Origin of the sequence: Pseudomonas fluorescens (genome assembly GCF_040448305.1) — a bacterium.
Classification (GTDB): domain Bacteria; phylum Pseudomonadota; class Gammaproteobacteria; order Pseudomonadales; family Pseudomonadaceae; genus Aquipseudomonas; species Aquipseudomonas fluorescens_BH.
Genome location: NZ_CP148752.1, coordinates 634,951 through 647,237, shown reverse-complemented (window position 1 = coordinate 647,237; position 12,287 = coordinate 634,951). Strand labels below are relative to the sequence as shown.

Sequence of the window (12,287 nt, the reverse complement as noted above, 5' to 3'; positions counted from 1 at the left end):
GAGTATTCGAGAATGCTGCAAGTCGAAAAGCTGCACCAGTACTACGGCGGAAGCCACATCCTGCGCGGCCTTACGTTTGACGTGAAGGTCGGCGAAGTCACCTGCCTGCTCGGCCGAAACGGCGTGGGCAAGACCACCCTGCTCAAATGCCTAATGGGCCTGCTGCCAGCCAAGGAAGGCGCCGTGAACTGGGAAGGCAAACCGATCACCGCCTTCAAGCCGCACCAGCGTGTGCACGCCGGAATCGCCTACGTGCCGCAAGGCCGGGAGATCTTCGGCCGCCTGACCGTGGAAGAAAACCTGCTGATGGGCCTGTCGCGCTTTCCCGGCAGCGAAGCGAAGGAAGTGCCAGCGTTCATCTACGAGCTGTTCCCGGTGCTGCTGCAAATGAAGCAACGCCGGGGTGGCGACTTGTCCGGTGGCCAGCAACAACAACTGGCCATCGGCCGCGCGCTGGCCAGTCGCCCTCGCCTGCTGATCCTCGACGAACCCACCGAAGGCATCCAGCCGTCGGTGATCAAGGAGATCGGTGCCGTGATCAAAAAACTCGCGGCCCGGGGCGACATGGCCATTCTACTGGTCGAGCAGTTCTACGATTTCGCCGCCGAACTGGCCGATCAATACCTGGTGATGTCCCGGGGCGAAATCGTGCAACAGGGTCGCGGCGTGAATATGGAGGTCGAAGGCGTGCGCGGGCTGGTTACGATCTGAGCAGTGAACTGTCAGCGCTCATTCAGAAACCGGGGTGATGCGGTTTGACCCTGCATAGGGCAGCCATTCAGAACCCACCACGCCGCCAACATCCCAGAGCGGGCTGCTTTTTTCGACCGTCAGTACGCCCGTTACTGCAACACACAAGACAAAATCCTTAGCGCTCAGATGTCCACCCAGCAAGAGCTTATCGATGTTGACGCCCATCGCCCCTTCGGTCTTGATAACCCAGGCTTCGGCCTCAGAAAACGTGCTGTGGTACTTCAGCAATGCACCGTCCGGGGTCTGGCGGAACACCGAATAACCCAAGGAGGTGTCCACCAACCCTGATCCCCGAGCCTGCAGAACACTGAACACCAATGACTGGGGTGAGAAAAATTGCTGATACAGGTCAGCCTCTTTTTCCGGTAGTGGCGTCGCCAGCAACTCTGGCCCCAGGTACACACCTGCCAACGTCTGATTATCTGGTAACAAAAAGCCGTCTGGCATGGCAGGAAATACCTGCTCGATTGCCAACAGTCCATCAGGCCGATTGAGCGGCAATGTCGCGATGTATTCGTCACGGTCGCGACGCTTGAGGATAAAACCCACACGCTGATGTCCCGGTGTCGCTGGCACACGAATCAAGGCATCGTTCAACGCCGAGGCCGGGTCTTCAAAAACGCCCGTAAAAAACGGCTGGAGTTTGGGAGGCCCGGGTATGACCGGTTGGTAGGGAGTCCATTCAGCAGTGATCGGGCCACGCAGCCCACCCCACAGGGTGCCTGGCTCCAGGACACGCATGTGACCGATGACCGCGATCCTTCTGACCATGTCTTCGGGTCTGTGGCCCATTCGGAATACAGGACTGTAGGCTGAGTCCGGTGGATTAATGGAATAAGCCACCAGAGAACCGGAAGGACCTGAAACATAACTATGTTTAAAAAAGTCCCTTTGTTTGAATGCGCCATGGACATCAGGCATCGAAGGCAGCGCGTTGAACAACTTGACCTGATCATCGTTGAAGGATGGGTTCGCCCTGGCAATCCTCCCGGAAATGTCCGGATGGCTATGCCATTGGCCAACACACAGGTATCCGGCTGGTTGGCTGATTGTGTCGGTCTGTCGGTTGTAACTGAGCAAACTCTCCATATCAAATGAAGTTGCCTCACCCTGGATAGGTGTTGTCGCGACAAACTTGCCGTCCGGGCGCTGCAAGATAAGTGCACCGTACTCTCCGCCACTCACGCGTTCATGCTGGTGAGTCCAATACGCTGCATCGTCCTCGCAGATGAAGGGCTGGCTCACGGGTGGCAACACCGGCGCGGCCGAAGTTGGTTGTTCATTTGGTATTTTTGCAAGCTCCTCAAGCAATTTGCGTGCATTTTCACGATCTATATCGGTGGTCATCAATAAACTCCAAGACGTTCAGTCGCCCCGCGGAAGGAGGGAGCGTACGCCTGGATACTGAGTTTTCTGGGGGCACGGATGGCGGTACATATGTATGTCTCAATAGGCGCGACGCACCAATTTATTGCACCGCATTTCATGATGAGCCCCCTGTTGGTGCATCAGCACAATCAATAGTCGCCTCCTGCCTGCAAATCCTTGCGGCACAGCCTTTGCTACTATCATGACGACCTCACGATAAGCACTGACTATGACTCTTCCCGCATCTGGTGCCTTGTTTACCCCCAGTTGGCACGCCGAACTGGAGCTGGGCTACGCCCGATTCGACAACACCACTCGCCCGGTCCAGCGTCGACACAAAGGTCCGTTGCGGGTGCAAAAACACCTGTATGCCGAAGGGCCAGAAGTCTGCCAGCACATCATCGTCCACCCACCCGGCGGCATTGCCGGCGGTGATCGGCTGGACATCTCGGCCAGCGTCGAGCGCGATGCCTGGGCACAAATCACCAGCCCCGGCGCAGCCAAGTGGTATCGCGCCGCCGGCCCCGCCTATCAGCAGCTGAAGTTGAAGGTGGCGGCCGGTGCGACACTGGAATGGCTGCCCCAGGAGACGATCATTTTCAGCGCTGCCCAGGCGGAACTCAGTACCTCCATCGACCTTGAAGGCGACGCGCGGTTGTTCTACTGGGACGTCGTCGCCCTGGGCCGTCCGGCCAGCGGCGAGCGTTTTGACCTTGGGCACTTCCAGGCGCAACTGGATATCCGCCGCGACGGCCAGTTGCTCTGGCATGAACGCCAGCGCATTGTCGGGGCGGACGGTTTGCTGGATTCGCCCATCGGGCTGGATGGGCAACCGGTGTTTGCGACGTTGCTGGTGACGGGTGAGATCGACAGCGAACTGCTGGAAACCTGCCGCTCGCTACCCAACGACGTGCGCGGAGATCTGACGCAGTTGCCGGGATTGCTGGTAGCACGGTGTCTGGCCAGTGAAGCACTCGTGGCGCGCGGCTGGTTGATTGATTTGTGGCGATTGCTTAGGCCTGCGTTGCTTGGCCGCGAAGCAATACCTCCAAGAATATGGAACACCTGAATTGCTTTTCTGTGGGAGCGAGCTTGCTCGCGATAGCGGTGTGTCAGACGCCATTAATATTGATTGTGCCGACGCCATCGCGAGCAAGCTCGCTCCCACAGGGGATTTGTATTCACAGATCCAACACCTTTAACTGCCGAATACGGATTGCAACAATGGACCTGACCCCACGCGAAAAAGACAAGCTGCTGATCTTCACCGCCGGCCTGGTGGCCGAGCGGCGTTTGGCTCGCGGCGTGAAACTCAATTACCCGGAGGCCATGGCCTACATTTCCGCAGCCCTGCTTGAAGGCGCCCGCGACGGCCGGACCGTGGCCGACCTGATGCACCTGGGCACCACCCTGCTGACCCGCGAACAAGTGATGCAAGGCATCCCGGAAATGATCCCGGAAATCCAGGTCGAGGCCACGTTCCCCGACGGCACCAAACTGGTCACCGTCCACCAACCCATCGCCTGAGGCCGCGCCATGACTTACCACATCCGCGATGCCGTGCCTGCCGATCTGCCAGCCATCCGCGACATCTACAACGACGCGGTGCTCAACACCACGGCGATCTGGAACGAGCAAGCGGTCGACCTCGGCAACCGCCAGGCCTGGTTCAACGCCCGGCAATCCCAGGCTTATCCGATCCTGGTGATCGTCGATGCCGACAACACGGTGCTCGGGTACGCCTCGTTCGGCGACTGGCGACCCTTCGACGGTTTCCGCCACACCGTCGAGCACTCGGTCTATGTGCGCAGCGACCAGCGCGGCAACGGCCTCGGTCCACAACTGATGGGCGCGCTGATCGAACGCGCCAAAGACTGCGGCAAGCACGTGATGGTCGCCGCCATCGAAAGCGGTAACGCTGCCTCCATTCGCTTGCATGAGCGCATCGGCTTTATCACCACCGGGCAAATGCCTCAGGTCGGCACCAAATTCGGCCGCTGGCTGGACCTGACTTTCATGCAACTGACCCTCAATTCTGGCGCGCAACCACCCGCCGCCAACAAGGAGTGATCGCCCATGAATCCCGCCCAACTGCGACGCGTCAACGTTGAAAGTTTTGCGCATTATCGTCAGGGCCTGATCGACCTGCTGCTCGATGCCGTCGGTTATGGCGCCAGTGTCGGCTTCATGGCCGACCTCAATGCGACCCAGGCCCACGCCTACTTCGACGAGGTCCAGGACAACCTGAACAAGGGCAATGTGTTGCTGTGGGTGGTGGTCAAGGACGAGCAGGTACAGGCCAGCGTACAGCTGGGTCTGTGCCAGAAAGCCAACGGCCTGAACCGCGCCGAAGTGCAGAAGCTGCTGGTGCGCGAACATGCGCGGCGTCGCGGTCTGGGCCAGCAATTAATGAGTGCTCTGGAAGCGGCTGCCCTGCAGCAAAAGCGCGGCATGCTTTACCTCGACACCGAAGCCGGTTCGCCCGCCGAGGACTTCTACCAATCGCTGGGCTATACCCGCGCCGGTGAAATCCCCGACTACGCCTGCGATCCGAGCGGTCGCTACAAGCCGACCGCCCTGTACTACAAGATTCTCCAAGGAGCCCATTGATGATTCCCGGTGAATACCAGATCCAGTCCGGCGAGATCGAACTCAACGTTGGTCGGCGCACGATCAGCCTGAAAGTGGCCAACAGTGGTGATCGACCAATCCAGGTCGGCTCGCACTACCACTTTTTCGAAACCAACGACGCCCTGACGTTCGACCGCGCCGCCAGCCGCGGCATGCGTCTGAACATCCCCGCTGGCACGGCGGTGCGCTTCGAGCCGGGGCAGAGCCGCGAGGTGGAGTTGGTGGATTTGGCGGGGCATCGTCGGGTGTTCGGCTTTGCCGGGCGGATCATGGGTGACCTCTGATTAATGCGTTGTCAGCACCGGCCCCATCGCGAGCAGGCTCGCTCCCACATTGGAATGCGGTCAACTGTGGGAGCGAGCCTGCTCGCGATTGTGAGCGCAGCGAACGATTTCAAATTCAATTGAATTTCAAGGCGAACGAATGAAGATTTCCCGTCAAGCCTACGCCGACATGTTCGGCCCCACTGTCGGTGACAAGGTGCGCCTGGCCGATACCGAGTTGTGGATCGAAGTGGAACAGGACTTCACCACCTACGGCGAAGAAGTGAAATTCGGGGGCGGCAAAGTCATCCGTGACGGCCAGGGTCAGAGCCAGTTGCTGGCCGCCGAAGTGGTCGACACCCTGATCACCAATGCGCTGATCATCGACCACTGGGGCATCGTCAAGGCCGACGTCGGTCTCAAGGACGGGCGCATCGCGGCGATCGGCAAGGCCGGCAACCCGGACATCCAGCCCAACGTCAACATCGCCATCGGCGCCAGCACCGAAGTCATCGCAGGTGAAGGCATGATTCTCACCGCCGGCGGCATCGACACCCACATCCACTTCATCTGCCCACAGCAGATCGAAGAGGCATTGATGAGCGGCGTCACCACCATGATCGGTGGCGGCACCGGGCCGGCCACCGGCACCAATGCGACCACATGCACCTCCGGGCCGTGGCACCTGGCGCGCATGCTCCAGGCCGCCGATGCCTTCCCGATGAACATCGGCCTGACCGGCAAGGGTAACGCCAGCCTGCCGGAGCCTTTGATCGAACAGGTCAAGGCCGGTGCCATCGGCCTCAAGTTGCATGAGGACTGGGGCACCACGCCGGCGAGCATCGACAACTGCCTGAGCGTGGCCGACCGTTTCGACGTGCAGGTGGCAATCCACACCGATACCCTCAACGAATCCGGCTTCGTCGAAACCACCCTAGCCGCCTTCAAGGGCCGCACCATTCACACCTATCACACCGAAGGTGCCGGTGGCGGTCACGCGCCGGACATCATCAAGGCCTGCGGTTTGGCCAACGTGCTGCCCAGCTCCACCAACCCGACCCGGCCGTTCACCCGCAACACCATTGATGAACACCTCGACATGCTGATGGTCTGCCACCACCTCGACCCGAGCATTGCCGAGGATGTGGCCTTCGCCGAAAGCCGCATCCGCCGCGAGACGATTGCCGCCGAAGACATCCTCCACGACCTCGGTGCGTTCTCGATGATCAGCTCCGACAGTCAGGCCATGGGGCGGGTCGGCGAGGTCATCACCCGCACCTGGCAGACCGCCGACAAAATGAAAAAACAACGCGGGCCGCTGCCCGGCGATGGTCAAGGCAACGACAACTTCCGCGCCAAACGCTACATCGCCAAATACACCATCAATCCGGCGATCACCCACGGCATCAGCCATGAAGTGGGTTCGGTCGAAGTGGGAAAGTGGGCAGACCTGGTGCTCTGGCGCCCGGCGTTTTTCGGCGTGAAGCCGACGCTGATTCTCAAGGGCGGTGCCATTGCGGCCAGCCTGATGGGTGACGCCAATGCCTCGATTCCGACGCCACAACCGGTGCATTACCGCCCGATGTTCGCCAGCTTCGGCGGCTCGCTACATGCCACCAGCATGACCTTCATCAGCCAGGCGGCGCACGATGCAGGCTTGCCCAAAGCGCTAGGTTTGAAGAAAAAAATCGCTGTGGTCAAAGGCTGCCGTGACGTGCAGAAAACCGACCTTATCCACAACGATTACCTGCCGAACATCGACGTCGACCCACAGACTTATCAGGTCAAGGCCGACGGCGTGTTGCTGTGGTGTGAACCGGCGCAAACCTTGCCGATGGCCCAGCGTTACTTCCTGTTCTGAGCCTTCAATTGCCCCACAAGAAAAGGCCTCGCACATTGCGTGTCGAGGCCTTTGTCGTTTCCGTGGTTACTGAGTGGACTCTATCCGCAGTCGGTCCAGTTTGGCCCGTTTCATCGCCTCACGAGTCAGGGTCTTCAGCTGTTGCGTGATCTGCTTGTCGATGTCTTCCAGGATCTGTACATACGCATCGTCGGTCATGAGTTGGCCCTCCGGGAAGTCGCTTTCACTTTTGCCAAGCTCGCCGCAAAACGCCTTGATTTGCGCCTCGATTTGAGCCTTTTCCGCTGCCGTAAGCCGCGCGCCTTCAGCCCTGCGCTGCAACGCCTCCTGCAAGTCAAAGGCAAAGTCGATCTTGCGCTTCAAACCATTCAATTCCTCGCGGTAAGTGGACTCCAGCCAATCTCGCCAAAGCGGTTGCTCGAAGATCCGGTCGATCAGCAGGTCACCTTCCTCCAGCGCCTTGATCCGCTGGAACGCTGCCTCGATCATCTCTTTACTCACCTTGGCGATCTTGCGGAACTGCATGCCCCGCGCCTGCCATGGCAAATCCAGGCGCTCGGCCAGATCAGTCATGTAAGCCAGGTGCACTTCCACTTCATCGATAGTGCCGGTCACTTCGCCATCGGCGTCGTAGCGGCGGAACCGCTCTCCCTTCGCCAACCGTTCAGACACCCGTTGGCGGGCAATGGCACCGAGCTCATCGAGCCGGGACTTGCCCAGGGCCAGTTCCAGCAACTGTGTTTCGATCAAGTCCGAACGCTCCAGGGCGTAAGCTTCGTGGACCAACACCTGCACGCCCATGGCATTGAACAACTGTGTGCCGCCATCCACGCATTCGGTGGGGGTTGCCGCCTCGTTGAACAGCCTGATGCGCAGTTCACTGTCGCTGGCCATGACTTCGAGCATGCGCCAGACCTTGGTCGTTAGTTCCGTCTGATAGGCGCCGCCAGCCTTGAAGTCGGCGGATTGGGTAAGCTTGCGGATTTCGTTGAAGAACGGCACTGAATCGAATTCATCCTCGACCGCGCTCCAGAATTTCTGTTTTAAATGCCATTGCCGCTCGGTCATGCCCGACGCCCAGTCCTTGCTATCGAATACGCCACGGGGCGGATAAGGACGCTCCGGGTCCATACCGACCGACTCGATGTAAGACTTGAGGATCTCGAGATTCTCTGGCGAGATCCAGTGCGGGGACCGACTGATCACGGTACGCGCCAATAGCACTGCGCGAAATGAACCGGGCGCGACCTCGGGTATCCGGCTGATCGGGTTATTGCTCAGATCAAGACGGAAACTGCGCAGCCGCGGTTGCGAAAACAGCCCGACAGGCCAGCTGTCCAGCCCCGTTTCGCCCAGCGATAGCACCTGCAAATAGGGCATTAGGCTGATGTTCGGAATGAGCCTCAGCGGGTTGCCCTTCAAGTGCAGGAACATCATGCGCGTCAGATTCTTCAGGCGATCGACGGCCAATGCATCCAGTTCAATATTATTGCCGTCAAGAAACAGATGAGTGAGATGAGGCATGTCCTTCACCGCCTGCGGCAGCGCCGTCAGCAGATTGTCTTGCAGATTCAGATAGCGCACCTGGTGAAACGAGTCGAGGAATGACATGTGCTCGTCGCGCAACCGGCCACCGCACAGGCTCAACTCGGTGACATGATCGAAGTTGGCCTCCAGTTTCGGCAGGGTATCCAGAAGCTCGCTCAACTTTGGAATGTTCTCGATCTTCAAGGACTGCGGGTGCTGCACACCCACCGCTTCCATACCTTCGGGCCCGGTGCGCTGCCAGCATTGCCTGAGTGCTTTGTAGATATTGTTTCGCGCATGCCACTCCGCCACGCCTGCCGGGCTAAAACGAAAGGACTCCGTCGGCAAGTTCATCCAGCGGCGCATGTCGCGGTTCAACTGATTGAACTCGGCCTCCAGCACCGCCAGGTGCTCATGCACGGTGCGCTCGCCATCATTGAGTTCCAAAAGCAGTGTCTCGATTTCCGCCGGGGTAAAGCCCGGATATAGAGCGTGGGCTCGCCGCCGCAACCCCATGCCGTGCGGAGCTTGCCGGGCGTAACCGGGCATGCCGCCACGCAGGCGCATGCCCTCTGGGTCGTACGCCGGCTTGAAATTCGGGTTGTCCCGCAGGATCGGCTCAAATACATAACGATCCAATGGACGGGCTTTAATTGCCTGCTCAAGTCGCGTCGCCTCGTTGATGCCAAAACCCAGGGCGGTTCGTTGCGTGTCGGGCAAGGCGTGCAGCACCGCGGCATAAAGATTGTCCTTGCCGTGCAGATGTTGATCGCTGTCGTCCCTCGCTTCGTATTTGCCATCCTCATCCAGGATCAGCACTTTGCGGATCGGCGCGTCGACGGGGCCGAGACTGTCGGTCAGCGTTCCTTCGAATGAATATTCACGAATCTCCAGTCGCAGGTCTGCCGGCCAGCCCGGCAGAGCTGCCAGTGAATGCAGCTCCAGGCGCGCAGTATCGGCGTTGTGCAAGGTGTCGAGGTACAGGCCTTCATAGGCTCGCGTTACCCGCAATTGCTCGGCGGCCTTCCGGGCTTGTTCAGCCAGGCGCAGCGGCACGCGTTTTTTTTCGTTCAGGTGTTGCACGTCAGAGGGATGCGCTTCACCCAGCAGTTCTTGCGCCTGGCTTATCGAGATATCTGCAAAGTCGCCCTTGAGCAGGTTTACCAACGAATCGTCTGAACGGGTCCGTCGCTTGTACAACAGGTCGAACAGCTGGCTTTTACGCTGACTCACCTGCCCCGCCCATTGATCGCGCAATGCTTCGGTACGCTTCTGCGCATCACCTGCAAACCATTCGCCAAGCAGTTCGCGAAGCGCTTGTTCATCCAGGAACCCGACCACACGTTCAGGTAGCGCCCCTGCGAGCAGATCGGACCAGGTCATCTGCAACGTATCGGCGGGCACCGCATCGGCGTAACCATCCTTGATCGCGCTGCCTGTCAGGCCAGGTCCCTCGAAGACCTCGATGGCCTTGTCACCGGGCCAGCCGTGCATTTCGGTCATCGACCGCACCGCGTAATCGGCCCACTCAGCGCCGATTCGATTGGCCTGAATCAGTTCCGCACAGGCGCCGGCATCGGCATGGGCCTTGAAACGCTCGAGGGTATCGGTCAGCAGCGCGGGCGGTGTTTCGTGTTCGACGTGAAGCCTTCGCAGGGCATTTTCGTGCACGCCACTGGCGGTCAGAATCTGTTCGAGTGTTTCATCGGAGAGCCCGTCTACAGAAGCACCGAGACGCCTGAGCAATAACCGTTTATCCCATTCAAGCGGTTGGTCGAGTTCGGTTTTCCAGCTACCGGCACCGTTATGCTCCAGCAGCGGCTGATAGGTATCGGCACGGGTCGGGTGCTCCAAACGGTGCTCGCCCGTAACCGGGTCTTGCTTGACCCCATAGCATTTGTCGTCGATCCGCAGCAGATCCTGATCCTGATGCCGGTACAGCCCCTTATCGCTGGCCTGTGCCCCGTCAGGCAGAGCAACCGTTTGTTCATAGGGACCGAGGTCCGGATTCCATAAGCGCGCCTTGCCGCCAACCTCCACCGGCTTGAGGCCTTCGACAAACGGTGAAACCTTGATCGGCGTGACACCCGCGCCCGGGAGCACGTGTCCGGCCCCCATGAGCGCGAGTTGCGCGAAGTTGATCAAGACCCCGTTGAAGTAGGCAGAGGCTTCTTCTTTGTCACCCTTGCTCCAGTCCTCGATGCCTTCGACCACCTCGGCGAGCATTTGCGCGACCATGATGCCGAGCATGGCTTCGCCCAGCCCGGGCACCAACATGGCGGCAAAATTGAACACGTTCCAGCCGATTGACAGGTAACTGGTCAGGCGCTTGAAGCGTGCGTTGGCATCCTCGTCGTCGGTCGGGACGGCAATCAGTCGGGCATCGGCAATGGCCTTGTCACGGCGTGCCAAAAACAGTGCCTCCCAAAGATCACCCGCAATCTGATTGGTGATGGGTTCTGCATTGGGATTTTCAACCGCCGTTTCACGCCACCACGGCCTCATGTCGAGCGGTTCGCGCTCATGCCAGGTGAAGGTCGTGAGACGCTCGTTGACCCGGGTGAAAAACTTCCCTTTGTCCTGTTGCGCGACGAAACGGCTGAAAAAGGATTGGTAGTCGGTATTTCTCAGCTGACCCAACAGCTCCTTCATGAACGCGGTCAGCGACGGGTACTCCTTCAAGGGATGGTCGGGATCATCCGGCACATAGGCGATCAATGGGCCGGACAAACGGCTTTGTTGTTGTATGTCGTCCCGGCGCATCAACTCTTCGCTCACGCCCTGAGCGCCATTGGCCAGGAACGCCTGCAACAACTTGAACTGTTCGTAGGCTTTGTCGGGCAACACCGGCAGTCGCTGTGACCACTCACTCCAGAACCTCAATGATTCGGGGGTCAGCTCATCAATCAATTGCTTGATTTTCGAGGGTTCACTCACCGCACTGAAAAGCACGATGCCAGACAATCTGAAACCCATCAGCGACAAACGATGGCAATGCAACGGTTGCTCATACAGCGTGACGCTGGCCTGGCTGTCACGCACCTTTCTCAGCTGGCCGTAGGCATGACTGGTGATGTCGCCCTTCAACAGAGCAATCAGTGCCGCTACATCGAAGGCGGCCTTTTCACTGGCCACCGAGTTCTGTTGCAAGGTTTGCCGAGCTTCAGGGGTATCAGGCTGCAAGACAGACTTGATGTACCGTTGGTATTGGCCGCCGATGTCGAGACTTCGGCACAACGCTGCAAACGCCGGGAGGGTGATGGCCGGCTCAAGGCTTAGGCTGCCCCTGCTGTCCTTGCGGTAAATGCCGGAGCTATTACGCAATTCGCCCTCGGCGGTTTCGTCCTCTTCAAAGTTGTGCAGTGCCGCTTCCAGCAACGTGGATTGGCGGACGCGACTGGCCCCGGTATCGATGCCGAAAATGATGGTGCTCGGCACCTCGAGCTGCACGGTGAGTTCGTTGAAGTTCTCGACCGTAGTGAATTTTGACTGCAATGCCGTTTTGAGCAGCGGTTCGGCGAAGGCATTGATGTCGTGCTTCAGGTCGCCCCGGGTCTGGTCCAGTACGTCTTGCAAACGCCAACGTTCATCAATCACCTGCTTGAGGTACTGCCGGTCAATCTCGCGCGCGCCGCTATACCACTCGGGCATTTGCGGCTCGAGCGCCAGCAGGGACTTCAACCTCTCCACCGGCGCATTCTTGATGGCGCCGGGGATCACGTCGTTTGCACGACGGTAATGTATCCCGTAACTATCGATGGACACTGCGTCCGGTATTTTCTGTGAGTTGCTTCCATGCAAATCAGACACTTTTGAATCACCTTGATGACAGGAAAAGAACCACCAGCTTATTCACCTGCACCTGAAACAAAAGTCCAAATAGC

General features: G+C 59.1%; 9 protein-coding genes. 7 read left to right on the top strand and 2 right to left on the bottom strand.

All coding sequences use genetic code 11. From position 1 onward, the window contains the following. Positions 1-12: 12 nt before the first annotated feature. Complete coding sequence (urtE, locus tag WHX55_RS02855; protein WP_150727835.1) at positions 13-711, top strand: urea ABC transporter ATP-binding subunit UrtE; 699 nt, start codon at positions 13-15, stop codon at positions 709-711. 18 nt (positions 712-729) lie between these two features. Here urtE and WHX55_RS02850 read toward each other — a convergent pair whose 3' ends face one another. Further along, positions 730-2,100, bottom strand: a complete 1,371-nt coding sequence (locus WHX55_RS02850) for a DUF4329 domain-containing protein (protein ID WP_353742004.1) — start codon at positions 2,098-2,100, stop codon at positions 730-732. Between the two features lie 250 nt (positions 2,101-2,350). Here WHX55_RS02850 and WHX55_RS02845 point away from each other — a divergent pair, with 250 nt between their 5' ends. The 6 genes from WHX55_RS02845 (at position 2,351) to ureC (ending at position 6,876) form a co-directional block, all read left to right on the top strand. Next, positions 2,351-3,190: an urease accessory protein UreD gene (locus tag WHX55_RS02845; RefSeq protein ID WP_150755852.1), complete on the top strand. Its 840-nt coding sequence runs from the start codon at positions 2,351-2,353 to the stop codon at positions 3,188-3,190. Between the two features lie 155 nt (positions 3,191-3,345). Continuing rightward, the gene (locus WHX55_RS02840; RefSeq protein WP_095944230.1) at positions 3,346-3,648 is read left to right on the top strand and encodes an urease subunit gamma; all 303 of its coding nucleotides are present in this window, start codon (positions 3,346-3,348) and stop codon (positions 3,646-3,648) included. A gap of 9 nt (positions 3,649-3,657) precedes the next feature. Next, positions 3,658-4,191, top strand: a complete 534-nt coding sequence (locus WHX55_RS02835; protein WP_353742003.1) for an N-acetyltransferase family protein — start codon at positions 3,658-3,660, stop codon at positions 4,189-4,191. Positions 4,192-4,197: 6 nt separating this feature from the next. Next, positions 4,198-4,731 carry a GNAT family N-acetyltransferase gene (locus WHX55_RS02830; protein WP_353742002.1) on the top strand — a complete coding sequence of 178 codons (534 nt, stop codon included), beginning with the start codon at positions 4,198-4,200 and terminating at the stop codon, positions 4,729-4,731. Then, positions 4,731-5,036 (top strand): urease subunit beta, encoded by a 306-nt coding sequence (locus WHX55_RS02825; RefSeq protein WP_150755850.1) that lies wholly within the window; start codon positions 4,731-4,733, stop codon positions 5,034-5,036. The genes WHX55_RS02830 and WHX55_RS02825 overlap by 1 nt, the downstream gene beginning before the upstream one ends. Positions 5,037-5,175: 139 nt before the next feature. Continuing rightward, positions 5,176-6,876: an urease subunit alpha gene (gene ureC, locus WHX55_RS02820; protein WP_353742001.1), complete on the top strand. Its 1,701-nt coding sequence runs from the start codon at positions 5,176-5,178 to the stop codon at positions 6,874-6,876. Between the two features lie 66 nt (positions 6,877-6,942). Here ureC and WHX55_RS02815 read toward each other — a convergent pair whose 3' ends face one another. Further along, complete coding sequence (locus WHX55_RS02815; protein ID WP_353742000.1) at positions 6,943-12,213, bottom strand: DUF6543 domain-containing protein; 5,271 nt, start codon at positions 12,211-12,213, stop codon at positions 6,943-6,945. Positions 12,214-12,287 lie beyond the last annotated feature (74 nt).

What these genes read in the sequence shown, in the direction of transcription:
- urtE (WP_150727835.1), top strand. Translation starts at nt 13, where the DNA reads ATGCTGCAAGTCGAAAAGCTGCACCAGTACTACGGCGGAAGCCACATC.
- WHX55_RS02830 (WP_353742002.1), top strand. Translation starts at nt 4,198, where the DNA reads ATGAATCCCGCCCAACTGCGACGCGTCAACGTTGAAAGTTTTGCGCAT.
- WHX55_RS02825 (WP_150755850.1), top strand. Translation starts at nt 4,731, where the DNA reads ATGATTCCCGGTGAATACCAGATCCAGTCCGGCGAGATCGAACTCAAC.
- WHX55_RS02835 (WP_353742003.1), top strand. Translation starts at nt 3,658, where the DNA reads ATGACTTACCACATCCGCGATGCCGTGCCTGCCGATCTGCCAGCCATC.
- WHX55_RS02850 (WP_353742004.1), bottom strand. Translation starts at nt 2,100, where the DNA reads ATGACCACCGATATAGATCGTGAAAATGCACGCAAATTGCTTGAGGAG.
- ureC (WP_353742001.1), top strand. Translation starts at nt 5,176, where the DNA reads ATGAAGATTTCCCGTCAAGCCTACGCCGACATGTTCGGCCCCACTGTC.
- WHX55_RS02840 (WP_095944230.1), top strand. Translation starts at nt 3,346, where the DNA reads ATGGACCTGACCCCACGCGAAAAAGACAAGCTGCTGATCTTCACCGCC.
- WHX55_RS02845 (WP_150755852.1), top strand. Translation starts at nt 2,351, where the DNA reads ATGACTCTTCCCGCATCTGGTGCCTTGTTTACCCCCAGTTGGCACGCC.